The organism is Geojedonia litorea, from assembly GCF_042654525.1.
Lineage (GTDB): Bacteria > Bacteroidota > Bacteroidia > Flavobacteriales > Flavobacteriaceae > Geojedonia > Geojedonia litorea.
The window spans coordinates 712,980-738,200 of the sequence record NZ_JBHSGP010000014.1 but is presented as its reverse complement, the minus strand read 5'-3'; the positions used below and the strand labels follow the sequence as shown (position 1 = coordinate 738,200).

General features: G+C 31.3%; 26 protein-coding genes. 2 read left to right on the top strand and 24 right to left on the bottom strand.

Annotated elements, in window-relative coordinates; all coding sequences use genetic code 11:
• Positions 1 to 87 precede the first annotated feature (87 nt).
• The 11 genes from ACFO5O_RS11200 to ACFO5O_RS11150 all read right to left on the bottom strand — a co-directional run bounded on the left by ACFO5O_RS11200 (position 88) and on the right by ACFO5O_RS11150 (position 10,120).
• On the bottom strand, positions 88 to 684 hold the full coding sequence (locus ACFO5O_RS11200; protein ID WP_387963787.1) for a PI-PLC domain-containing protein: 597 nt from the start codon (positions 682 to 684) through the stop codon (positions 88 to 90).
• Positions 681 to 1,379 carry a glycosyltransferase family 2 protein gene (locus ACFO5O_RS11195; RefSeq protein ID WP_387963785.1) on the bottom strand — a complete coding sequence of 233 codons (699 nt, stop codon included), beginning with the start codon at positions 1,377 to 1,379 and terminating at the stop codon, positions 681 to 683. The genes ACFO5O_RS11200 and ACFO5O_RS11195 overlap by 4 nt, the downstream gene beginning before the upstream one ends.
• Complete coding sequence (locus tag ACFO5O_RS11190) at positions 1,376 to 1,780, bottom strand: GtrA family protein (RefSeq protein WP_387963783.1); 405 nt, start codon at positions 1,778 to 1,780, stop codon at positions 1,376 to 1,378. Before ACFO5O_RS11190 ends, ACFO5O_RS11195 begins: the two co-directional genes overlap by 4 nt.
• Positions 1,771 to 3,414, bottom strand: coding sequence for an NTP transferase domain-containing protein (locus tag ACFO5O_RS11185; protein WP_387963781.1), 1,644 nt, complete (start codon positions 3,412 to 3,414; stop codon positions 1,771 to 1,773). The genes ACFO5O_RS11190 and ACFO5O_RS11185 overlap by 10 nt, the downstream gene beginning before the upstream one ends.
• A 3-nt stretch (positions 3,415 to 3,417) precedes the next feature.
• Entirely contained in the window at positions 3,418 to 4,485 is a 1,068-nt protein-coding gene (locus ACFO5O_RS11180) for a class II aldolase/adducin family protein (RefSeq protein ID WP_387963780.1), read from the bottom strand.
• Entirely contained in the window at positions 4,485 to 5,180 is a 696-nt protein-coding gene (locus ACFO5O_RS11175) for an HAD family hydrolase (protein WP_387963779.1), read from the bottom strand. The genes ACFO5O_RS11180 and ACFO5O_RS11175 overlap by 1 nt, the downstream gene beginning before the upstream one ends.
• A gap of 143 nt (positions 5,181 to 5,323) precedes the next feature.
• Positions 5,324 to 5,791, bottom strand: coding sequence for a hypothetical protein (locus ACFO5O_RS11170; RefSeq protein WP_387963777.1), 468 nt, complete (start codon positions 5,789 to 5,791; stop codon positions 5,324 to 5,326).
• A 1-nt stretch (position 5,792) separates the two neighbouring features.
• Positions 5,793 to 6,959: a pyridoxal phosphate-dependent aminotransferase gene (locus tag ACFO5O_RS11165; RefSeq protein ID WP_387963776.1), complete on the bottom strand. Its 1,167-nt coding sequence runs from the start codon at positions 6,957 to 6,959 to the stop codon at positions 5,793 to 5,795.
• Positions 6,959 to 8,254, bottom strand: coding sequence for a phenylacetate--CoA ligase family protein (locus tag ACFO5O_RS11160; protein WP_387963775.1), 1,296 nt, complete (start codon positions 8,252 to 8,254; stop codon positions 6,959 to 6,961). Before ACFO5O_RS11160 ends, ACFO5O_RS11165 begins: the two co-directional genes overlap by 1 nt.
• Positions 8,251 to 9,024, bottom strand: coding sequence for a PHP domain-containing protein (locus ACFO5O_RS11155; protein WP_387963773.1), 774 nt, complete (start codon positions 9,022 to 9,024; stop codon positions 8,251 to 8,253). The genes ACFO5O_RS11160 and ACFO5O_RS11155 overlap by 4 nt, the downstream gene beginning before the upstream one ends.
• 1 nt (position 9,025) lies before the next feature.
• Positions 9,026 to 10,120, bottom strand: coding sequence for a glycosyltransferase family 4 protein (locus ACFO5O_RS11150; protein ID WP_387963771.1), 1,095 nt, complete (start codon positions 10,118 to 10,120; stop codon positions 9,026 to 9,028).
• A 22-nt stretch (positions 10,121 to 10,142) separates the two neighbouring features.
• On the opposite strand from ACFO5O_RS11150, the gene ACFO5O_RS11145 reads away from it, so the two are divergent.
• Positions 10,143 to 10,703, top strand: coding sequence for a hypothetical protein (locus ACFO5O_RS11145; protein WP_387963770.1), 561 nt, complete (start codon positions 10,143 to 10,145; stop codon positions 10,701 to 10,703).
• Positions 10,672 to 11,748, top strand: a complete 1,077-nt coding sequence (locus ACFO5O_RS11140) for an ATP-grasp domain-containing protein (RefSeq protein ID WP_387963768.1) — start codon at positions 10,672 to 10,674, stop codon at positions 11,746 to 11,748. The genes ACFO5O_RS11145 and ACFO5O_RS11140 overlap by 32 nt, the downstream gene beginning before the upstream one ends.
• Here ACFO5O_RS11140 and ACFO5O_RS11135 read toward each other — a convergent pair.
• The 13 genes from ACFO5O_RS11135 to rfbC all read right to left on the bottom strand — a co-directional run bounded on the left by ACFO5O_RS11135 (position 11,745) and on the right by rfbC (position 25,221).
• Positions 11,745 to 12,911 carry an O-antigen ligase family protein gene (locus ACFO5O_RS11135; RefSeq protein WP_387963767.1) on the bottom strand — a complete coding sequence of 389 codons (1,167 nt, stop codon included), beginning with the start codon at positions 12,909 to 12,911 and terminating at the stop codon, positions 11,745 to 11,747. The two genes, ACFO5O_RS11140 and ACFO5O_RS11135, sit on opposite strands and share 4 nt — an antisense overlap.
• Positions 12,912 to 12,951: 40 nt before the next feature.
• Positions 12,952 to 14,226, bottom strand: coding sequence for a hypothetical protein (locus tag ACFO5O_RS11130; RefSeq protein WP_387963765.1), 1,275 nt, complete (start codon positions 14,224 to 14,226; stop codon positions 12,952 to 12,954).
• Positions 14,223 to 15,539: a hypothetical protein gene (locus ACFO5O_RS11125; protein ID WP_387963763.1), complete on the bottom strand. Its 1,317-nt coding sequence runs from the start codon at positions 15,537 to 15,539 to the stop codon at positions 14,223 to 14,225. The genes ACFO5O_RS11130 and ACFO5O_RS11125 overlap by 4 nt, the downstream gene beginning before the upstream one ends.
• Before the next feature lie 42 nt (positions 15,540 to 15,581).
• Positions 15,582 to 16,802 carry a UDP-N-acetyl-D-mannosamine dehydrogenase gene (gene wecC, locus ACFO5O_RS11120; RefSeq protein WP_387963761.1) on the bottom strand — a complete coding sequence of 407 codons (1,221 nt, stop codon included), beginning with the start codon at positions 16,800 to 16,802 and terminating at the stop codon, positions 15,582 to 15,584.
• 2 nt (positions 16,803 to 16,804) lie between these two features.
• On the bottom strand, positions 16,805 to 17,929 hold the full coding sequence (gene wecB / locus ACFO5O_RS11115) for a non-hydrolyzing UDP-N-acetylglucosamine 2-epimerase (protein ID WP_387963759.1): 1,125 nt from the start codon (positions 17,927 to 17,929) through the stop codon (positions 16,805 to 16,807).
• A 202-nt stretch (positions 17,930 to 18,131) separates the two neighbouring features.
• Complete coding sequence (locus ACFO5O_RS11110) at positions 18,132 to 19,391, bottom strand: nucleotide sugar dehydrogenase (RefSeq protein WP_387963758.1); 1,260 nt, start codon at positions 19,389 to 19,391, stop codon at positions 18,132 to 18,134.
• 344 nt (positions 19,392 to 19,735) lie between these two features.
• The gene (cysN, locus tag ACFO5O_RS11105; RefSeq protein WP_387963756.1) at positions 19,736 to 20,989 is read right to left on the bottom strand and encodes a sulfate adenylyltransferase subunit CysN; all 1,254 of its coding nucleotides are present in this window, start codon (positions 20,987 to 20,989) and stop codon (positions 19,736 to 19,738) included.
• 52 nt (positions 20,990 to 21,041) lie between these two features.
• Positions 21,042 to 21,947 (bottom strand): sulfate adenylyltransferase subunit CysD, encoded by a 906-nt coding sequence (cysD, locus tag ACFO5O_RS11100; RefSeq protein ID WP_387963754.1) that lies wholly within the window; start codon positions 21,945 to 21,947, stop codon positions 21,042 to 21,044.
• Entirely contained in the window at positions 21,940 to 22,542 is a 603-nt protein-coding gene (gene cysC, locus ACFO5O_RS11095) for an adenylyl-sulfate kinase (RefSeq protein WP_387963752.1), read from the bottom strand. The genes cysD and cysC overlap by 8 nt, the downstream gene beginning before the upstream one ends.
• A 1-nt stretch (position 22,543) precedes the next feature.
• The gene (locus tag ACFO5O_RS11090) at positions 22,544 to 22,951 is read right to left on the bottom strand and encodes a DUF2061 domain-containing protein (protein ID WP_387963750.1); all 408 of its coding nucleotides are present in this window, start codon (positions 22,949 to 22,951) and stop codon (positions 22,544 to 22,546) included.
• On the bottom strand, positions 22,951 to 23,745 hold the full coding sequence (gene cysQ / locus ACFO5O_RS11085) for a 3'(2'),5'-bisphosphate nucleotidase CysQ (RefSeq protein WP_387963748.1): 795 nt from the start codon (positions 23,743 to 23,745) through the stop codon (positions 22,951 to 22,953). Before cysQ ends, ACFO5O_RS11090 begins: the two co-directional genes overlap by 1 nt.
• 64 nt (positions 23,746 to 23,809) lie before the next feature.
• Positions 23,810 to 24,679, bottom strand: a complete 870-nt coding sequence (rfbD, locus tag ACFO5O_RS11080; protein WP_387963746.1) for a dTDP-4-dehydrorhamnose reductase — start codon at positions 24,677 to 24,679, stop codon at positions 23,810 to 23,812.
• Complete coding sequence (gene rfbC, locus ACFO5O_RS11075; RefSeq protein WP_387963744.1) at positions 24,676 to 25,221, bottom strand: dTDP-4-dehydrorhamnose 3,5-epimerase; 546 nt, start codon at positions 25,219 to 25,221, stop codon at positions 24,676 to 24,678. Before rfbC ends, rfbD begins: the two co-directional genes overlap by 4 nt.

Sequence of the window (25,221 nt, the reverse complement as noted above, 5' to 3'; positions counted from 1 at the left end):
GTAAACCAATTAAAAATATCTTATTTTTTAAAATATTTAATTTGTATTTCCCTAATTGGTCGTAGAGCAATTCGTTATTAAATACCACTACCCTCGCCATTTTTCTATGTTTTTATACTTTGTGCAAATAGCATCAAAAGTTATTTTCTGTTGCATTAAATAATTTTTATATTCCAGTATATCTTCTTCTCGACCTTGTAATTCAGGTGAAACTAAACACAACTTATATCCCATTGCTTTAATTAAATCAAACACTTTAAAATCTAGTGGTAGTTTGGTAAAACAATCTACCCAAACCCATTTTACTCTTCCCTTCATAGCTTTTAAATTATCTAAGCCTTCATATTCTGAAAACCTAAGTGCTATGTTTTTTTCTCCTTTATTAGACAATAAATGTATCATAGGGAAAGAACTGTCTAAAAAAAAGTACTTCCTTATATTATATTTTCGGATTAATTTTAAAACATTTTCTTCAATACGCTCGCTTTTTATATTCAAAATAAGTGTGCCATGATTATAAGCCTCCAAATAGGGCTCAAACAACTCTCCAGAAATAAAAGGGTCGTGACTGATATAAATATTTCCATTTATATCATCTCTCAAGTCAATTTCTACTCCAAAATTTTTAGGCAGGGTCTTTAATTCTTTTAGCGTGTTGATTCTATGGGCAATGTATTCAATCATTTTAAGCTTTTTTTCAATTTTAAACTAAAATCGAAGGTTCTCTTAATAAATTTCCATTTAGATTTTAAACCTGTATTCCAGCTGGAAGAGCCATGAATACGTTCTGGAAATAATACATTAAACCTAATGATTTTAAAATTTAGTTTTTTTGCATAATAAAGCGCATAGAGATCAAGTGCAAAATCATTAGGAGCGTTTTCCCATTGTTCAAAAAATGATCTGTGAAAAATATTAGGCTGCGCATTGATGTCCCAAAGTTTCTTTCCCATATATAAGGTTTCAAAAACACTCATTCCAGAAGTAAAAAACTGGTCAAAAAAAGGTCTACCTATGCGATTCCCTTTAATGTATACTTGGTCTTCATTTTGATTTTCGATAATTTCCAGAGCCTTTATTACATCTTTAGGATCTGTTTGCATATCTGCATGTGTCCAACCAATATATTCTCCACCTGCTTGTTTTAAACCAGAAACAATTCCAAAACCATAACCTATATTTTCTTCTACTTTTACAAGTCTTGCAAACGCATACTTGGGTATTAACTTTTTAAAAATATCATCACTGTTGTCCGTAGAGCCATTGTTTACTATAACAACTTCTACGTCATCTCTGATTATAACATCATTGAATCTTGAAAGTATCAATGGAATGTTTTCTGATTCATTATAACAAGGTACTACTATTGATAATTTCATAATTGCCTTTCTTTAAAAACCCAGTATTTTTGTCCAATAAAATTTAAAACTGTGCTAGCTCCAGTTGCACAAATAAAAGCAAATAAAACATTATTTAATATTATTAAAGCTAAAGCATTTATCCCAACATTGACTCCTAACGTCATTGTATATAAAATCATAAATAACCAAAATTGCTTTGGAGATTTCTGCTTTTGTTCAAAAGTCCATAATTTATTTATTATATAGGAAACTATTGTTCCTGAAAAAAAGGATATAAACTTAGCAATTGCATATTTCACATTTAAAAGTTCTACCAACATAAAGTAAACTACAAAGTCTATTAAAACAGCACATATACCGGCGAAAAAAAATCTAATTAATTGTCTTTTTATTTTTGAATCAACCTTATCTATCCCCATTTTTGACTAAAGCTAGTATATTCGTTTTCAATTACTGAAATTGCTTTTTTATTAATTGTAGTGTCTTTTTCCAATTTGTAGGGGTGCCAATCTACTTTATGAAAAAAACTCTGCCAATATTTAAAAGTTTTATAATCGTTAGGGGTTCCCCAACAGATATAGTTGTCAATTTCAAACACTTTCACATTTAATCCTATATTTACTAACTCTTCTATACAGCTGTCAACATAAAATTCTCCGTTAATTCTAGTGTTTTTTTTATACATTTTATCCAATGCTTTTTTGAAATGTAACCCTTTTCTAAAATAAAATGTTCCAACTATAGCATGATCTTTCCGAGGGTTGTCACTAATTGGTTTTTTAACGCTTACACCTAAAACTTTATCCCCTTTTGTTTTAATCCACCCATACATTTCAGGATTTCTTTCGCTTGATGGATGATTTCTAAATGACCAAATAATAGCGTCTACTGATTGGTCTTGTAAAAGTTCCTCATATCTTTTTTTATTCCATAACATCCCATTGTCACAGGCTGCTATTAATAAAGGTTTTTCAAGATTTTCCCCTTCCAAACCAAGTTCACATGTGCAAGCTTGGCCTTCGGTGACTTGATTTAAACTGATTATTTTAGAATCAGGAAACTCTTGCCTAATTTCTTTCTCTAAAGGGTAATTTTTTAAATGATCTTCTAAACATATAAAAATGTTGCTTTCTGCACTAGGAAGGAAATTAGATGCTTGAACTATAATGGGTTTTCCAGAAACCTCAATTAACGGCTTAGGGTTTTTATATCCTTCTTGTACAAACCTACTTCCTTTACCTGCTAAAGGTATCATATTAATAGATCCTTTTTCAATTTTAGGTGTTACTCGTTCTTTAATAATTTCTTTAAAATAATCTGAAAACCCATTATATTCTTCTAAATCTTGTGGTGTTCCCCATTGTAACATGTGCTGGATATTATAAATTGAAACAGTCAACTTATCTTGAACAAGAAGGTTGTAAACTAAACTTACATAAAACTCCCCATTAAGGTTAATATCTTCAGCAATAAGCTGATTAAAGTATTTTTTTACAAATGTTCCTTTTTTAAAGTAATAAGTACCTATAGAAGCATATTCTTCCATACGGTTGTCTGTAAAAGGTTCCTTTTCTTTTATTTCGAGCATCCATTGTTTGTCATCCCGCATGAAAGCATAATTCGTAGTGCCTAGCATGTGTGGGTGAAATCCTTTATATGCAGGTACAGCTCCATCTGCATTTCTATTTCGAGTGTGAGACAAGAAATCTTGATAATCCCAATAGCATGAAAAATCGCAATAATTTACAATGATTTCATCATCATCATTTATTAAATCTTGTATTTGTTGTACTGCATAAACAGGTCCTTTTTTGTGAGGTGGAATTTCTACAACAATTCCATTGGGAGCAATTTTATTTAAAACACTTCGCATATTAGTTGTACGCAAGTGTTCGCTATTGCAAATAAATATAAAGTCTTTCTCGCCTGGAAACATATTAACAACGTGTTCTATAATAGGTGATCCATTTACTTCAATTAATGGTTTCACATTTTTATACCCCGCATTTATAAATCTTTGCCCTTTTCCAGACATTGGTACTATTATCTTCATGTATTATAAATTTTGTCTGTATTTTTCAGCGTCCCAATTACCTAAGTATGCTATCTCTGCATCATCTAAAAAAACAATTTCTTCTTTTACCTGTTTTAGTATTAATAAATTGTTTTTTAAAACATCTTCTATCATTTTTGCTTTTTTCAAATCTTTTGATACAATGTATAGATGTTTATTATAAATAATTAATTTGGGCAATTGCTTATATTCTTTCAGGTAATCTATAACACTTTGATCTCCTGTATATTCTAGTGCTTTATAACCACAAAACACATAACCGTCTGGACAAAATGGCTTTTTAAAAAACAATTCTTTATTAGATTTTAAAATTGAATTTATATATGCATCTTCAGATAAATAAGACATCAAAAGCTCATTAGAGTGTTTGTTCACTGCTTTAGATAAAATGTTTGTTGCTTTATATGCTTTAAAATCAATTTTTAAAAATGTTTCTACTTTATTTATAAATTCTTCGGTTAATTCTTGAACACTTTCAAAACTATTAGAAGTAATTATTAATCCGTGGTTTTGAAGGCAAATTATTGATGGTTTTTTATGGTATTTTTTTACATACAATTTCATTTGAGCGTTCATTTCTATTGCTAAATCAATACCAGGTGTTTCATATTTTATTAATAAAACTTCTGGGGCTATCCTATTTAACAAATCTTCCCAGTTTTTAACTGATGTTAGCATGTTTACTGAAATAGCATGTACATGTAAAGTATATTTATATAATAAAGAATGAAGATATGTTTCTATAGAAGGTCTTGGCCCTTCTGTTATTTGAGCATTATTAACTGCTTCAGATCCTTTTTGATCTCTTAACCTCTTATTTGAAATATTAATTATTGTTGGATCTTCAATGATGCTCAAGATTTTTGAATTATCTACTAAAGCATATCCTGTATTTTCATCTACTTCAGATAACAAATAACCTGAAGCTTTAATGATCATTTGGTTATTATCTAATTTTACAGATGTATTGCCGCCTCCAGCTTGGATGAGATCAAATCTTTCCCCAGCATAATTAGACATTCTAATAAATTTCTCTAATTCTTGGTTCATTATAAAATATTTAATAATTCCTCAAAATGAAAAATTTCAGTAATTCCTGGTGGCATTTCTTTTTTCTCTCTTTTGTGATTTAACCAAATACCTTGAATTCCAAAACTATAGGCTCCTAATATATCTTTTTCCCAATTATCTCCAATCATTACAGCTTGTTCCTTAGTGCCTTTTAGCTTGTCAAGTGCTTTATAAAACATTATTGAATGTGGTTTTTCTTTTCCTGCCTCTTCACTACTAACCATAAAATCAACATAATTTGTTAATTCCAAAGCATTAATTTTTCGCATTTGAATATGAGTGGTTAAGTCTGTAAGAATACAAATTTCTCTGCCTTGTGATTTAAGCATTTCTAACAAACTTATAACCCCCTTGAAGAGTATCATGTTATTTAAAAAGGTTCCCCAATAGGTTTCATAGCATGGCAAGGCAAGTTCCAAAGCATTCCTATTTAAACCCTCAAGTGTTTTCTGAAAGTAGAGTAGCCGATTGTGAGACGAAGCAGTATTAGCCAATTCAATATGTGTATTCTTTCTAGCACTATTAAAAGTCATTAAAATTTTTTCCTCCGAGCAACCTGTCATTTTTCTTAAAAAAGACAGAGCTTCATTAATTGCTATTTTATGGGCAAGATCATAATTATAGAGTGTGTGATCCAAATCAAATATGACTTTACTTTTAGTTTTATAAGACATTATAATGGTTTTGATACATTAATAAATTTAACTCATGACTAACTTGCTATTCATTCTTAAGCTTTTGGCATTGGGACCTCTCATCAACACAAATTTTATTGTTTTAAAATTGTGTATGACTTATTTCATTTAGATTTCTCACTTTAGTAAATGTTTGAATCATTTATATATACCTCCCATAGGCTTTTCCCATCTAAGACTTGCCCCGTGGTAATGCTTAAAATATGTTTTAAGGGAAGCTTTCTACTGGCAATTTTATATATAGCGTTAGAGGTTTTTGATACTAATAAATGCTCGTTAAAATTAAAGTCCAAATTAATAAACTCCTCTGTTTCTTTTATCACAACGTGAAGATAAAATCTGTGCTTAAGTTGCTCATCTGTTGGGTTTTTAAAAATATAATAAATAACATCTCTGTTTACTAACAACGATAATTGCTCATCTTTGATAATTTCCCAATTGTTTTTAAACCCTTCATTTAAAATTTCAATATCGTCACTGGAAACTATTTGGTTTTCAAACTTTATTTGTTTTGTGTTTTGTGTTTTGTGTTTATGGTTCTCATTGCAACTAAATACAACAACACAAAATACAATAATTAGTTTTTTCATATTAAACCTTTACCTCACTGAATTCTTTTTTAAATGACTCGATTATGTATGAATTCTCGTCTTTAGTTCTTGATGCCAGTCTAACAAATTCGCCATTCAATCCTATTTTGTCTGAACATGTTCTTAAATAAATCCCATGCTTGATAAGCATTTTAAACACAAAATCATCGCTAGTTTCACCGTTTAATATTTCGAGTAAAGCAAAATTCGCCATACTTGGGTACACTTTAATGTTTGGAATTTGCTTTAACTGGTTAATAAAATCTTGCGTTTCTTTAATGTATTTCACTCTAACTTGTTCATATTCCTTCAAAAACTCGTCACTCGTATATAATCTAAAAAAGTACTCTGAAAGCCCATTAGAATTCCATAAAAACCCATTTAATAATAGCTCTTGAACGCGTCTAGAGTTCATAACTGCGTATCCCGCTCTTATGCCAGCTATACCGAAATCTTTAGACATGCTTTTAACTAAAATTAAGTTAGGAAACTTATATACTAAATTTGAAGCCGTTTTTAAATCATAGTATTCATTTTCGTAAGCAAAATGGATAAAACTCTCATCTAAAATCAAGTTTTTAACATCTCTTAACTCTCTTAAAATATGATGTACTTTTTGAGAATCCATATAAGCTCCATTAGGGTTATTTGGGTTTATAAGTACAACAGTGTCTGGTTTTTCTTTTTTTACAAGTTTTATATAGGATTCTACATCTAACTCATAATTATTTTCTTTTAAAAGTTTATTATAAACTACCTGTACATCGTCATTTATAAACTCATAATATGATGAGAATGTGGGAATATTTATAACAATTTTAGTCTTGGTATAACGTTGAATAATAGTTTGAATAATCTCTATAGCCCCATTACCTATAAAAATATTATCTGGGTGTATCCCAATTGTTCCCGAAAGCGATTCTGCAATTACTCTATTTTGCGAGGGGTAAAATTCAAGCAAGTCTCTCAAACCTCCAGTATCTAATAATTCCCTTTTAAAGTATTCTAAAAATAAGTCTGTCGCATAGGGATTGGACAGAAAACAAGCGTCAACTTTTACCTTTAATTCGGGAATGGCTTCTTTTATTGTGAAAATACTTGGTGAGTGTGATCCAGCCTCTTCCTTAAGTAGGCGTAATTGCTTTGTAAGTTCTTCTTTTGTTTGCATTAAACTTTTACTTTAGATTCAATAATTTTTACTTTATCTGTTTGTTTGTTTCTGGGTATGTTTTTCACGACATTTATGGTAAGTGGAACATCCCCTAGTCTTTGATTAATCCCTGCCTTTAAATTATCAAGATCCAATTGGGTTAGTGGTTCATTCTCACTTATATCCATGGTGATAGAAAGGTCTTCTTCTTGTAAAATATAGAATTGTTTTATGTTCTGAAATTTCTCCATTAAATTATAAAAATTAATGGTAGGGATAGCTTGCTTACCTTGTTTATACAAAATATCATCTTGTCGTCCTTCAATTCCTTTAAATGGAATTGTCATTTGCCGGCCACATTTACACCTAATATTTTCATGTTGTAAAGGTATTGCTTTATCATTAGTTTGATATCTTAATAAAGGCATAATATCATTGTTTAACGAAGTAGCAATGATATTATTTTCCTCATCCAATTCACAGATTCCATAATCATCATTATTATGGTAACTACCGTATGCACATTGTTGAGCTGTTATTGTTCTTTCATTCTGGCCATACCAATCGAGTACATCACATTGCCAATACGCTTCTATAACACGTCTGTATTTTGGCAGCATAGTTTCAGATGATGTTATAATTGTTTGGATTTGAGGCAGTTTAATGCCTTGCTTTTTTAAAAGCAAGGTTAATATATACACCGAAGAAGGGTAACCTTTTAAAACTTTAGACCTAGATTTATTAAAGACTTCCAAAAAGATTGGGAGATAAACTTCGTTGATATGATAAGGTGATAAATACCAGAAATTTCTAATAATATCTCTTTTATAGATTGGCTCACCTTCTTTTGGAGAAAAACTTCTTATAACAATGGCAGGTGCTCTTAATTTATAATCAAATTTACCAAAAGACCAAGCACGATAGCCTAAGATTACCTCGATGGCATCACTAAAATAATTCTTGGGGACTTTGAAAGGTTCGCCTGATGATCCTGAAGTTGATTTCCACCTTAAATTTTTTATATCCTTATCCTCTCTGATAAAATTAGTTGGATTTGCCCTAATAAGATCCTTATTAACAACCGGAAGTTTTTGTAGTTCGTTCAAGCTAAAATTTTCAAAGTCAATTTTAGATTTATAAGGTTTGTAGTATGGCACTTTATTGACGGCAATTTTCAAGATACTTTTTAATTTTTTCTCTTGAAACAACCTGATCTCGCTAGCAGATTTAAATTGAAACCCTAAATATTCGTTATATTTTAAGTATGTATATACAATATTTAGCAACTTATTTAAGGCATGACTCACTTTCATTTATTAAAAACATTTTCTAGCTTAAAACTTGCGTTTCTTTCTTTAAAATTTTTGTAGAGCGGAAAGGCAAATTTACCCAAATTTCTAATAAATTGAGGTAAATTAAGTTTATTTTTAATCTTGTAATAGCCTGAGAAATAATTATTATCGCCATTCATTTTTTTGTGCCCTAAAATTTGTATACTTTCTTTATTACAGTTTATCAAACTTGATTTTAAGTTTTGTGAATCTAGATTGATTTTACAGAAGCATTTAAGTATATCTGAATTATAGTGCGCATCACTTCCCCCAAGAGGTATTAAGTGCGTATAGTTAATAATCTCTTTTTGAGCCAAAACATTAAAATCGTGATTGATTTTAGCATTAAATACTTCAAAAGCATCACCAAGTTTTATGGCTTTATCATAACTTTTTGATTGCATAATTCCATCTTTACGTGCAGGATGCGGAAAATAAACCAGCCCCTCCTGATTTTTGATAGATTGAATTACTTTAAGGGGCTCTGCTGATGGTATATGTTCGTTTAAAAACAAACCTATTATATGTGTGCCATCAGTGCAGGTGATTTCTTCCCCAATTATGACCTCTAAATCTGTTTTATCGTTTTTTTTAAGCCATTTAATCAATCGATAAGCGCCTTCAATAGTGTCATGATCAGTAATCGCAATTACGTCTAATTCTGCTTTCTTTGCGAACTTATATATTGCTTTACAGCTATTATAGCCATCAAAACTGGCATTTGTGTGTGTATGAAAATTTACCTTGATCAATTTATTGTTGTAAAATTTTATAAAAAGTATCTCTGATATTGTTTTCAAATGATTCTTGGTTATACATTTTCAAATATTTTGCCCTCCCATTATTACCAAAATCTTCTCTTAATTTACTGTCATTTAATAGTATCTCTGTTTTAGCAACAAACTCTTTTACTGTAATTTCTGGCACTATAAATCCCGTTTCATTGTCATCAACAATTTCAGGTATTCCGCCAATTGGAGTTGAGACTACCGGTAATTTACTTTGCATGGCCTCTATAACAACTCCTGGATTTAGATCTATAAATGAAGGGAAAATAAATATTGATGCTTTTGCGTATAATTCAAATTTTTGCTTTTCAAAAATTGGCCCATTAACTTCAACATTTTCATCTATTCCTTTTTCTGTTAGTAAATTTTCTATTTGAATTTTAGTTACATCAGCATCCGCTCCTGCCATGAGTGCTTTAATATTATAACCTTTTCTTATTAAAGCTTCTACGAGATCTACAAACAATAACGCTCCTTTATCTTTTACATAATTTGATAAATACAGTAAGGTGCTTTCTTGTTTAATGTTTGAATTCAAAAATTCAGACGCTTCATCTTTCATGCCATTGGGCACTACGAAACACTCTTTATAAGGCAAAAAGCTCACGTCTTCAAACTGGTTATTATTTAGTATTATTACATAGGCGTTTTTAAAAGCAAAATCATATAGCAACTTTTTAAATTTTCCTTCATAACTTTTTTTTATTCCTAAACCCCTTAAATGAAAAATTCTCTTTACCCCAAATAGTCTAACAAGTGCCACATAAAATACGTCTCTTAAAAAAGGTGTTCCAAAAGGAGAAATTGTAAAATACACTGCATTGGGTCTAGATACTAAAGCCAAAGCTAGTCGAAACCAATAAATAATAACTTTAGCTATTTTTTTTATAGACATTTTTCCTATATCTGCAATAGAATCGGCGAAATTTATAGGTAAAAGTTTTATATTAAAGTTATCTTTAATTTCTTTGCTCTCAATTAATGATTTATTTCTTAATGCTGCTCCATGTACAGGAGGAGGAACTTGTAACATGAAAAGTATCTTTGCTTTATTAGCCATAAAGTATTTTTAATTGATAAATATGAAAAAAATTAAACAGTGCTTTTTTTTATTGGCCTCAAAGATATATATATATATTATTTTGGTTAAGTTAAGCAGAAGGAAATATTCCCGAGTGTTTATTTTTGATATTGATAATACAATTGCCCATACGTGGTTTAGCTTTAACACAACTTATTTTAAAAACAATCACGATCGTTTATTGTCATTACCTATTTTTACAAAAATGCGACGTTTAATTAGCATTTTATACAAAAACCCCAATACTATAGTCCTTTTTTTAACGGCTAGAAGCCTACACGACTATCCCGTGACCTACAAATGGTTAAAAAGTCAAGGGTTTCCTCTAAAATATTCGGATTTATTTATTGTAAATTCGCCAAGATTTAAAATTAAGATACTTTCGGCCTTAAAAAAGCAGAAGGTCAATGTTTATTATATTGATGATTTAAGCTATAATCATGAAAACGGAGTGGTTAAGTTTTATGATTCAGAAATAAAAGACATAAAAAACCTTTCGACTTTACAAGAAAATATAAAATACTTTGGGTATGACGATATTGAACGTTTTAACAGTTTTTAAAAAAGCGTTAAAAAAAATTCAAACAATTTATTTCTGTTTAAAAAAAATAGATTGGAGAAAGGCATACACACTTTATAATAAAGAAGCGGATATTATTTTGTGGTATTATCCCCTTTATCGAAAAAATATCTTTACTCAATCAATTGAACGAGATTTTGCATTTATCAATGCTTTTGTTGAACAAAATTTACCCTTTAAAGTGTTTTTTGGCAAAAATATTGGCAAATATTCAAACAAGAAGATTTTTTATTCTGTTACAAAATATTATGATGGCAACGGTTTTAAAAACTATGCCATGATTTTATATCATATTTCAAAACAACTTGAAGAACAATCTAATATTGTATATCCCACTTCTCACGAAACTTTATTGTGGGAAAACAAATTGCATATGCATAAACAATTTAATGACTTAAATATTAACCAACCTAAAACAGTATTTATATCACAAGAAACCGATTTGAGTAAAATCGAATTAGACTATCCATTTCTTATTAAAGAACCTCACTCTAGTAGTTCTATGGGTTTGTACAAAGTAAATTCATTAACAGAATTACATAATCTCATCAATACCAAAAAACCTTTCAGCAGAAACAATGCTCTATTGGCCCAAAAAATTATTGATATGAGAAAAGATGTTAGGGTAATTCTGGTTGGAGATAAAATTATGCTGCATTATTGGAGAATTAATCTCTCTAACGAATGGAAACCAACAGCCACAGGTTATGGAAGTAAAGTTGATTTTGAATTTTTCCCGAACAAATGGGAGGATTATATTAAAAATGAATTTAAAAAATTGAATATAACTACTGGGGGATTTGATGTGACTTGGGACAAAGATGATTTAGAAAAAGAGCCTTATTTTTTAGAAATCAGCCCATTTTACCAACCAAATCCAAAGGCTGATATGACTAATGTAAGCTACTCATATGGTGAATACAAAAAGAAGTTTAAACTGATAAACTCTTGGGATAAAATATTTGTTGATGTTGTTTTTGAACTACAATCTGAAACTGTGTCACATTTTTTAAATAAACACGCTTAATTTAAACTTTTGGGGGATCTATTTAACTGTAGTACCAAATAGTAAAAAGTTACAAAAAACACTATTCCCTTATTGAGGGTGAGTACGTTTTCTGTTATACTACAAACGCTTAATAAAACAACCAATGCAAAAAGCAAAAAATTTGATTCTTTTACACTTTTGAATAAATTTACTAAAACACCAAAAATAAAAACTAAAGTCCCAATAAGGCCCAACTCAATTAAATAATGTAGATATTGATTGTGGGTTGAAAATTTATTACTAATACCTAGTTCAAAGTTTTTAATTGAATATATATTATTTAATTCTGTTTGCCCATTACCTACGCCTACACCTAGAAACATATTGTTTTTAAAAACTTCCAATGCACATTCCCATTTAGCTAAACGAATATTTAATGAGTTCCAGTTAGGATTATGAACATTATCCTCTAAATTATATCGAAAAACATTTTCGTCAATGCCTTTGGCTTTATAATAGAACAAACCTACTATAATCACTAATAGGATTACTATAAAAAGTCTCGCCCACTTGTTAAATTTTATTTGCTTAAAATGAACAAAATAAAAACAAAGGATAATAAAACATGAAACAATTACCGAAAATGAATTCAATAAAATAATACCACTTAACAAAACTATAAGCATCAAATAGCTCCAAATTTTATTGCCCTTGTTTTTTAAATCAAAAATCAAAATGCAAGTAGAGAAAACCGAATAAATTCCCAAATAAACAGCATGAAACTCAATTGGAGCACTAAACCTGTGGTACAAGAAATAGTTTTCATTGACAAAATTTTCAGGATTATAAATAATGAAAGTGCCATTTTCCAAAACCTTGTAAGCAGCAGTAGCGAGACAAATTAAAATTAAAACAACATTGACATAAGCAAACACTCTTAAAACTTTAAGCACCTCATTTTTGGCAACAGAAACTGGAGTTAGTGTTAAATAGAGCAAAATAAAAACTAGTGTCTTTTCCAAGGCTTTTAAGCCTTTCAATAAATCACTAGCATAAATTAAGGAAATTAGGGATAAAGTAAATAATATGGGGAAAAAAAGCGATTGAAAATCCAACTTAACTTTGGATTTTTTAAAATGGATAAGGCCGTAAATAGAAAACAATACAATGGCTATATTATTTATGACCATTGGTAGTGCCATTGTTATTATTACGAGCAATAACAAAAACGTAAAAATGACACTATACTGTAATTTTACTCGCTTCATTTTCTTTTAAATAAATGCCCATAAACAGTTCAAAAAATATAATTACACTAAAATATTCAAACCAGTAATCTAATAAGAAATAACATAGCATAATAATTAATAAAATTGAGATAAACTTGGATTTATTAAATAGTTTTATCGGTCTGTACAAATATATTAGGAACAACAAAATTCCAATCAACCCGAATTCACCTACAATAAAATTATAATGAGAAAATGGTTGATTTGCAGTCCCATCGGAATAGCCTCTACTTAAAACTTTAGTGTTCCATAACTTGAAATGATTGTTCTCAAAATCATTCGACTTATATATTAAACTTTCAGGAAACCAAGAAACATATTCTCCCCCTGTTGTAAAAGCAACTCTAGAAGAAAATTTACCTCCGCCGTTACCAACAAGAAAAGTTGTAGGGCTATCAATCCAATTGCCTAAGGTTTGCTCTAACGACACTATCTTTCTAGCAGGATCCGTTTTACTATTAATCTTATCAAATAAAATGTTCTTCGCATATTGTACGTTATTTGGACTAACTGCATTGAATCCTACAAACAACAATATTAAAACTACAACGCTTTTTATTTTATTTGAAAACGAAAAGAATGAAAATCCATATATCATTAAAGCCAACAAAAATAAAACAATACCGCTCATGTAAGTTGTTGAGAGCACCGCTATTGTTGCAATAACAAAATATTTCCACATTTTCAAACTAACAAAATAGATTAAAAAAAATGACATTATTAACATGTTAACCGATGAATTGGGAAAAATTCCTTTCATAAAATCTCCTGCAGACATAAAATATTTCAATGAGGAGAACGGATTAATGGACATGACATCAATACACATATAGAGGTACTGATAAATCATGATGGCTATATTAATTTTAAAAAAAAGTAATAATACCTTTTCTAAATAATCCTTGGATACAGTTCTTGTTGCAAAAGATACTACGTTGCTGTTAACAAATGAAATTCCTATTAAAAAGACTATTAACCCAGTATTAACAATATAATTTATACCATAATCTTCTTTAAAAAAAAGTAAGAACTGAATTGAAGATAGTAATATGATAGATAGATAATAAGTGTTTTTAAAATCAATTTTAAATAATTTATGATAAATTAAAAAATAACCTGTTCCAAAAATCATCAATAATCCTATTTGAATGATCGGAGATGATAAACTACTTATAATCAAGAAAACAAAAAACAAAAAGGCTTGTAGTTTTTCTTTTCTTATCTTCATTTGTATAGTTCTTTATTGGTGTAAATATAGTAACATCCGTAAATTATCAGTATTAGCAAAGTTAAAATACTACTATATAGGAAAGTAAAATTCTCCTTTAGAAGAAAAAATATTAAGAACATAAATAAAAAAGGAAGATAAAACATAAACCTCTTTTTAAACTGAAATTCGGTTTTAAGAAAAAATGAGAAGCAAAAAAACAGGGTTAATTCCCCTGCCAATATAGATAGTGCAATACCTGAATCTCCATAATAATTAAATGAAAAAAGTAATACAGAAATAATGGTAATAATCAAGGACAAAATATAACTGAAAGTATATTCTTTCTCTCTTTTAAGTAATAATGTTCTAGCGCTTGATGCAATTAAAACTGAAGACACTAGTGCCGCTACACCGATAATTTTAAATAAAATTTCAATCCTAAAATATTCTTTGGAATAAATCAATTCAATTAATTCGGATGGATATAGTGTACATATAACAAAAAAAACAAACCCACTTATAAAAATTAACTTATCTATCAATAGAGATTTGTCCAATGACACCAAATCTTTGTAAAAGGCCTGAAAAATCAATCTTTGAACCCCTTTCAATAGAACATATATTTTTAAAACTAAAAAAGTGTCGGTAACAATCTGATCTTTATAAAAAGGTGTCGCGATGCTCAAAATACCCAACTGTAAAACAGTGATTGTAATATCTGTGAGCCCAATATTTACATTTTTAGCATATAATTTATAAAAGTGCCTGTCTGCATTTAACTTTATTTTAAAGTTCAATATTTTATTGGAAACATAAACTACTACTGCAAAAGTTATGAAAATAATGATATAGTACGTTCCAATAGAATAACATTCAACAATCCCCATTAAAATCAAAGCTAAAGAAGGCAACGTAACTCTAATTAATGATATAAAGGAGCCTTCAATGGCCAACCCCCTTGCATATAATGCATAATCAGAGACATATGCAATTATTGGGCTTACCAAAAAAATTAAGTAAAAATTTGTTTCTGTAACTAAAAAGGCCAAAATACCGAAAAGGGCAAGAAGAATTCCTAAAGTAAATCTAGCTGCTTGGGTTTTTTCAAGGATTAATTTCCAATTTTGTGACACCACTATATCCCTTGTAGTAATTTGCTGTAACCCAAACGCTATTATCGCAATTATTAATGCTAGTGTAGATTCGATGTTAGTTACATTCTCTAAAAAAACAGCGTCAACTCCACGTTTTACAATAAATGAAATCGAAAAAACAGAAAGAAAATGTCCTGTAGCTACTATGAGTGCAATTATTAATAGTTTTTTCAGCATTGATTAGGAGTCTCATGCAAATACAAAATAGGTGCCATAATTTTAATTTGAGTTATTAATTACTCCACAAAAATCCAATACTACTCTTTCTTTAGGGATTTCTATTGTCTTAAACTCCTTGTGCGCCACTAAAAACGCAATAATATCAGCCTTTTCGACAGCTACTTTATAATCTGTTAATTTAAATACTTTGTGAGTTTCAAGATTTGGTTCAACGATAAAATATTCTTCATTATTTGCGTTTTGAAGTACTTTTTGAGCAATGTATTTTGCTGGTGATTCACGTAAGTCATCAATATTTGGTTTAAAAGCTAACCCCATAATTGCTATACTAGGCTTGCGGCCATGTTGCAATTCAAATTGTAATTTAGCTGTCTGTATTTTTTCCGCACACCAAAATGATTTATAATTGTTTATTTCCCTTGCCTTTCCAATAATTTTAGACTCCATTGGATACTCAGATACTATAAAATACGGATCCACTGCGATACAATGCCCTCCAACACCACAGCCTGGTTGCAATATATTTACTCTTGGATGTTTATTGGCCAATTTAATTAGCTCCCAAACATTTATATCTGCTTTATCACATATAAGGGATAACTCGTTCGCAAAAGCTATTTGCACATCTCTAGATGAATTCTCTACCAATTTGCACATCTCTGCAGTTCTAGCATTTGTTTCATGCAAATCCCCTTTAATAAATTGTCCGTAAAATGACGACGCTTTTTTTGTTGATTTGGTATCGATACCTCCTATAACACGGTCATTATGAACCAATTCATACATGACGTTTCCAGGTAACACCCTTTCAGGACAATAAGCGATATTTAAGTTACCCTTTAATTCTGGTCGCATTTTGTAAATTAAATCCGCCATTTTTTCGGTTGTTCCTACTGGTGATGTGGATTCAATTATATACAAATCGTCCATTTTTAAAAGAGGAATAATAGCCTTTGTAGCTGCTTCAACAAATGAAATATCTGGTTCATTTTTAGCTTTAAATGGTGTAGGAACCACTATAAGGTATGTGTTGGCTTGAATAGGTTTGGTGTCTGCTTTTAAATATCCTTCTTTTACAGCAATTGCAACAGCTTCACCAAGTTCTGGTTCAATGATATGGATTTTCCCTGCATTAACAGTGTCAACTACCGCTTGATTAATGTCAACTCCATGAACGAAGGTTTTATTTTTGGCGATTAAAGTGGCTGTTGGTAAACCAATGTAGCCTAACCCTATCATTACAACTTGTGGTTGATTCATTTTTAATTATTTTTAATATAGTCTACTATTTTTTCACAGGCAGTACCATCTCCATATGGATTGTGTAATCTACTCATACTTCTATAACTATCCTTATGGGTTAATAACCTTCTTGCCTCATCAACGATTTTATTAGTATTTGTTCCAACCAAACATACGGTTCCAGCTTCAACTGCTTCTGGACGTTCGGTGGTATTTCGCATCACAAGTACAGGCTTCCCTAAACTTGGTGCTTCTTCTTGTACACCGCCGCTATCTGTAATGATCAAATATGATTTTTCCATTAACCACACAAATGCTGGATATGATAAAGGAGGGATAAGACTGATATTGTCTGAGTTACTTAAAAGATCGTACACTGGCTTTTGAACATTAGGGTTAAGATGAACCGGATAAATAATTTGACAGTCGGGATGTTCAACTGCTATCTTATTTAGAGCATTGCAAATATTTACAAACCCTTTTCCGTGATTTTCCCTCCTGTGTCCGGTAACTAAAATCAATCTTTTGTTGGGATCTACTATTTCTTTTAAATTTTCTATTTCTTGATCTTTAAAATCAGGGGAGTTAACCTTGCCTACACTATAAAGTAAAGCATCAATAACTGTATTACCAGTCACAATAATACTTTCTTCCTTTTTATTCTCGTTAATTAAATTAAGTTTAGCGGTTTTGGTTGGAGCAAAATGAATATTGGTCACAACTCCTGTTACCGACCTATTCATCTCTTCTGGAAAAGGTGATTTCATGTTGAAAGTTCTCAAGCCCGCTTCAACGTGGCAAACAATGGCACCGGAATAAAAAGCCGCTATACTTGCTGCCATTGTTGTGGTTGTGTCTCCATGCACATAAACATAATCCGGTTTAAAATCTTCTAAAATATCTTTTAGTTCTGTTATTATACTCGCGGTTAGCGAGTAAAGATTTTGATCGGGTTTCATGATATCCAAATCATAATCCGGAACTATTTCGAAAAATGATAAGACTTGATCCAACATCTCTCTATGTTGGGCAGTGATACAAACTTTAGTTTCAAACTCGTTTTTATATTGCAAAAAATGCTTGACAAGAGGCGCCATTTTAATGGCTTCGGGGCGAGTCCCAAAAATGATAAGATTTCTTTTCATTTACTGATTATAGAAAAAGATTCTAATTTAAATAGTAAAAAACCCTTTTACTTATGATTTGAACTGCAAAAGTAAGATAACTTAAGGCTTAATCAAATCTTGGTACAAGGTTTTCTTAATTGAAATTATATTACTGTTTTGAGCTTAAAAAATTGCCTAAACGTATATAGCTTCATTATGGTCAATTTGTGGTGTTTGTATTTTACAATCTATCGGTCGCCATTCCGCTAGGCAAAATACTTTTTATATCAAAAACTATTTTGTTTGGAACAATATTCTCCCAATCATAAGTAAAAAACTCTTCGTGACCAACTGCTATTATTATTCCATGATAAGAATTAATATCTTCAGACTTAACACTTATATTATATTCTTCTTTAATTTCATCTTTATTCGCTAAAGGATCGTAAATATCTGCTTTAATTCCAAAATCAAGAAGTTCGTTATAAATATCTATTACCCTTGTATTTCTAATGTCTGGACAGTTTTCTTTAAATGTGAATCCTAGAATTAAAGTTTTAAACTCTCTAACAATTTTATTTGAATGTAATAATAATTTTACATAGCGTTTTGCAACATGTTTACCCATATTGTCATTAATTCGTCTCCCTGCAAGTATTACCTCTGGGTTGTATCCAATACTCTGTGCTTTATGAGTTAAATAATAAGGGTCGACACCTATACAATGTCCGCCTACTAATCCAGGAAAAAACTTTAAAAAATTCCATTTAGTCCCTGCTGCCTCTAGAACCTCTTTAGTGTCTATATTTAATTTCTCAAATATTAATGCTAATTCATTTACAAAAGCAATATTTAAATCTCTTTGTGTATTCTCAATTACCTTTGCTGCCTCAGCTACTTTTAAACTTGAAGCCTTATAAGTTCCAGCTATAATAATTTCTTTATAGAGAAGGTCAATTTCTTCTGCAATTTCAGGTGTGCTTCCTGAAGTAACTTTCATAATCGAACTAACTCGGTGAGTTTTATCCCCTGGATTAATTCGCTCCGGGGAATATCCACAAAAAAAGTCTTTATTAAACTTTAAACCGCTTTCATTTTCTAGTATGGGTACACAAACATCTTCGGTACAACCGGGGAATACAGTTGACTCATATATAACAATACTTCCAAGTTTTAAATGCTTTCCAACTAATTTGCTTGCACTCTTTAATGGGTGTAAGTTTGGTTTTTTATATTTATCTATTGGTGTTGGAACGGTAACTATAAAAATATTTATTGAAGTCAGACAATCTTCATTAGTTGTAAATTGAAGAGATTTAGCCTCCTTTAATTCTTCAAAACTTACCTCGTTTGTCACATCTATCCCATCTTTTAATTGCGCAACTCTTGTATGATTAATATCAAAGCCTAAAATATTAAATCCCTTTTTTGCAAACTCTACTGCCAGGGGAAGTCCTACGTAACCTAAACCAATGACTGCTATGTTTTTTTCTGTTTTCATCTTTTATTTTAAGATTGTTATTTTCTAAGTTCTTTTTATAGGTTATTTCTAATAAAGAAAAAATTGGATTACATATTTCCTACTTATTGAAAAATCTCTTAATTGAGAAGGATTCTCTTCAATTAAGAATTTAAAATTATATTAAATTGTGATTTTATTGATAAGACACTTGCCTAATCTAAATATAAACTGTAGAAACCCATTTTTTAAAGATCTAATTTTAAATACCCACAAGAAAGGGTTAATTATTATGAGGCTTATCATGTATACCTATAGTTTATAAAAAGCGTTTTGTAATTTTTACGAAGGGCAAAAATACTACTATTTCTTTGTAAACCTAAAATCTAAACTATCATTCCGGCGGCAACAGTTTCATTTGTGGCATCATCGACTAAAATTAAGCTTCCTGTGATTCGGTTTTCTCTGTAGGAATCTGTCATTAAAGGTTTTGTCGTTCTTATTTTTACTTTAGAGATATCATTCATTCCTAAATCTTTATCATCCAACTTACGCTCTAAAGTATTAATGTCATATTTATAAACCACTTCTTTTATCATCGCCTTTTGCTCATTAGACGTGTGCTTTATGGTGTATTTTGCTCTTGGTTTTGCCGGATTATTGTGCAGCCAACACAGCATCACTTCAATGTCTTGAGTTACTTGTGCTTTATTATTTGATCGCACAATCATGTCACCTCTACTAATATCTATATCATCAGTAAGTGTTATAGATACCGACATTGGCGCATATGCTTCTTCTATTTCACCTTCAAATGTGTCAATGGATTTAATTTTTGATGTAAACCCAGATGGCAAAATAGTAACCTCATCTCCAGGTCTAAACACACCCGACGAAACACGGCCAGCATACCCTCGGTAATCGCGATGCGTATCATTTTGAGGTCGCAATACGGTTTGCACTGGAAAACGGGCATCTATCTTATTAATATCACTACTAATATGAAGGGTTTCAAGCGTGTGCAATAAGGGGGCACCAAGATACCAATCCATATTTTTTGATCTATTAACCACATTATCCCCATCTAAAGCGCTAATGGGGATAAATCGGATATCTTTGACTAAAAACTTTGAAGAAAACTTTTCAAATTGGTTGATGACATTATTGTAGGCTTCTTCAGAATAGTCCACTAAATCCATTTTGTTAACACAAACGATAACATGCGGAATTTGTAAAAGCGAGGCAATAAAAGCATGACGTTTGGTTTGCTCTATAACGCCATGTCTTGCATCTACCAATATTATGGCTGCATTTGCAGTTGAAGCTCCCGTAACCATATTTCTGGTGTATTGAATGTGGCCGGGAGTATCAGCAATAATAAACTTTCGCTTAGGTGTTGTAAAGTATCTATATGCAACATCAATGGTTATGCCTTGTTCCCTTTCGTCTCGTAAACCATCTGTAAACAAGGCTAAATCAACACCTTCATGCCCTTTTTTTCTGCTTGTGTTTTCTATAGCTTCTAACTGGTCTTCAAAAATTGATTTGGAGTCATAAAGCAATCTTCCTATTAAGGTGCTTTTTCCATCATCAACACTTCCAGCTGTTGTAAATCGTAATAATTGATTGTTATCTAACATTTTATTCTTTATTGAGATGCTGAAGCAAATTCAGCAAGTTCATTTATCTAAATTAAAAATAACCTTGACGCTTACGGTCTTCCATTGCGGTTTCAGAACGTTTATCGTCACTTCGGTTTCCTCGTTCTGTCTGGCGCATGGCCGACACTTCTAAAGCGATTTTTTCCAAAGTATCGGCATCAGATTCAATACCTCCAGTTATAGTAATATCACCTAAAGTTCTAAAGCGAATCTTTTTAGTATGAATCTTCTCATTCTCTTCAAGCTTTAAAAATTCTGAATTAGGAATCCAAGATTCGTTTCTCCAAACTACTTCACGTTCATGGGCAAAATAGAGTGACGGAATGGCGATGTTTTCTCGTTTTATATAGTTCCAAACATCCATTTCGGTCCAATTACTAATTGGGAATGCTCTAAAATGTTCCCCTTCAAAATGTTTCCCATTGAATATATTCCAAAGCTCTGGGCGTTGGTTTTTAGGATCCCATTGACCAAAATCATCGCGATGTGAAAAGAATCGTTCTTTTGCTCTTGCCTTTTCTTCGTCACGTCTTCCGCCTCCAATGGCACAATCCACTTTATTAGCTTCAATAGCATCTAACAAGGTTGTAATTTGAAGTGCATTTCTAGTTGCCCCTTTCCCTCGTTCTTCAGCCACTCGACCTTCATCAATTGAGTCCTGAACAGAGCCTACAATAAGATTCGCACCTAACTCTTTGATAAGACTGTCTCTAAACTGAATGGTTTCAGGAAAATTATGACCTGTATCAACATGCATTAACGAAAATGGAATTTTGGCTGGATAGAATGCCTTTCTAGCCAAGTGTGTTACAACGATTGAATCTTTCCCTCCAGAGAACAGAATTACTGGGTTTTGAAACTGGGCCCAAACTTCTCGTAATACAAAAATCGCCTCACTTTCTAATTCATCTAAATAATTTAAATAATACTTACTCATTGTTGAGTTTTAATTTAGGTGTTATATAGTCAATTACTTTTTTAACAGAGCTTTCAATAGATTCATTCTCTGTCTTTATTTCTAAATCTGGGGTTTCTGGAGCCTCATATGGCGCCGAAATCCCTGTCATATTTTTAATTTCTCCAGCACGAGCCTTTTTATAAAGGCCTTTTACGTCTCTTCGTTCGCACTCTTCTACACTGGTATTGACGTAAATTTCAACAAAATTAGCATCGCCAACTATGTTTTTAATTCGTTCTCTGTCTTTTCTATATGGTGATACAAAAGCTGCCAATACCACCAAACCTGCATCGACCATTAGGTTTGATACCTCTGCAATTCGTCTAATATTTTCTGTTCTATGCTCAGGTGAAAAATTTAAATCGTTATTAATTCCTTTTCTAATGTTATCACCATCAAGAGTGAAGGTTTTTATTCCTTCTTTATGCAACTTGAGCTCAACAGCATTGGCAATCGTAGATTTTCCTGAACCCGATAAGCCTGTAAACCAAATCAAAAATGAATTGTGATTGTTCAGCGCTCGACGGTTCGCTACCGATACCTGATAACTATGTGGAATTACATTGTCTTGCATATCAATTTTTTCTCTGATCTAAACCGTAATCAAATTTATACCAAATTCTTTCATGGAAATAATACAACAACATTTTAGTTAACACTTCTACAAGTCCAATTTTTAACCCAATCATAGGATCTCCTGAAATTATCCAAGCAAGAATAATCGTGTCAATAGTGCCAAGAATTCGCCAAGTAATCGTTTTTATAATATGACGTTTATTTGGGTTTGTGATTTGGGTTCTAAACCAAATTCTCTCATGAAAATAATATAAAATCATTTTGGTGGTAACCTCCGCTAACCCAATTTTTAAACCTGTCATTGGGTTGCCCGAAATAATCCATGACAAAATCATAGTGTCTAGAGTACCCACAATTCTCCATGTTATAGCCTTCGCGATATGTCTTTTTCTGGATTTATCAGACATTATTTTGATACCAAAAACCATGGATTTAATAAATTTTCTTTGTTATAAAGCAGTGGTTTATTCGTTTCTTTTGAGATTACATTTATTCCTACGGCATTACATATCGCTTGCCCTGCTGCAGTATCCCATTCCATTGTAGGCGCATAGCGAGGATAAACATCGGCATTACCCTCGGCAACCAAACAGAATTTTAATGAGCTCCCTTTTGAAACAATTTCAACGGTTCTACCGGATTGTTTCAAAGATTCCATAAAATCAAGCGTTTCTTGGCTCATATGCGATCTACTTCCAACAACTTGCACCGGATTGGAATTTTCTGGTTTAGGTTGTAATGGTTCTGCCTTCCCTAAAACATCACTTAAACTTGTATCGTGTGACGTCAAAATTGCCTTAAAAGCTGTATGATCTGATACCTTCGCAAAATAAAGCACTTTGGTGGCTGGCACATAGATGACGCCTAAAACAGGCTCGCCATTTATTACCATGGCAATATTGACTGTAAATTCACCATTTCTTTTTATAAATTCCTTTGTACCATCAACAGGATCAACTACCCAACAGGTACTCCAATTTTTTCTAACTTGAAAATCTGTTTGTTTATTTTCCTCACTAATAATAGGAATACCTGTTGGGCGTAAATACGAATTTATAATATCATTTGCTCTTTTATCTGCTTCTGTTAAAGGTGACTTATCATCTTTATACTCTACTTCAATTACCGAAGTATAGACCTCCATAATAGCCTCACCTGCTTTTAAAGCAGCTTTTATTGCAATATTTAAATGCTCTTCCATAATCTATTGAAGTTGCCAAAATTAATTATTTTTTTATTATCCTACTAATTTAGTAGGCAAATATTTAAGATTGTGGAGCAGAGATTAATTGGGCAACAGTATTATCGACGCATTCTTTCCATATTAGCTGCTTTTGCAACACCCTCAATCTCTTTGAATTGTCTAAAATACTATATTTTGGCCGTAATGCTTTAGAATTAAATGAATTAATTGCTTCTATACTATCGCAATTATAATCCGTAAAGCTTTTACAAATTTGAAGTGCAAAATGATACCAAGTGGTCTGTCCCATATCTGTGAAATGAAAAATTCCGAAATTTGAAGTTTTTGATTCAATTAATTTGAAGATAAATTCAGCAAGGGTAGTGCAGCTTGTTGGTGTTCCAGTTTGTGAAGTGGTGATTTTTAGTGATTCTTTATGTTGAATCTTTTTCGCTATCGTTTTTAAAAAATTATGCCCGTATTTTGAATACAACCAAGATGTTCTAACTAAAAAGTATCTCGTTGAATTGTTTTGAATAAACTGCTCTCCTTGAACCTTTGACTTTCCATAAACATTTATCGGATTGGGCGTGTCTGTTTCATTGTAAGGAGATTCCTTTTCCCCATCAAATACATAATCTGTTGAAATATGGATTAAAACAGTGTTATTAATTTCACAGACTTGAGCTAAATTCTTAACTGCTTCGGCGTTAACTTTAAAGGCCAATTCTGGAAAGTCTTCTGATTGTTCAACATTGGTATAAGCCGCACAGTTTACACAATAATCAAATCGATGCTCATAGAAATATTTTTGCACAGCAAGGGCATCTGTAATATCTAAATCTGCTTTTGATGCGAACATGATTTTATAACTAGAGTCTCTAGCATACAATTCTCTAATGGTTTGCCCCAATTGTCCTGTTGCTCCAGTAATAAGAATCTTGGTTTTCATTTGAACAAACTTTCAAATGTTGGTAGCTGCTTGTCTTTTTCAGAAAGAATAAGTTCGCTTTCAGAAATACCCCAATTTATATTCAGGTAAGGATCATTATAAATTATCCCGGATTCGGCTTCCTTATTGTAATAATTGTCACATTTATAGCTGAAAATGGTTTCGTCCTCTAAAACCAAAAAACCATGAGCAAAACCTTTAGGAACAAAGAGTTGGGTTTTGGTTTTATCATCCAACTTTATAGAAAAGTGCTCTCCAAAAGTTTTTGAATCTCTTCTCAAATCTACACAAACATCGAGAACACTACCTTTTAGTACACTAACTAATTTTGCTTGGGCATAATTTCCCGTTTGAAAATGCAAGCCTCGTAAAACGCCTTTAGAAGATGTTGATAAATTATCTTGGACAAAATCAACTGGCAATTCCGTTGCCCCATAAAATGCTTTCTGATTAAAGCTTTCCAGAAAACTCCCTCTAGAATCCCTAAAAACCTTCGGGGTTACAATAACACAATCTTTTAATGGTGTTTGTTGTATGGTCAT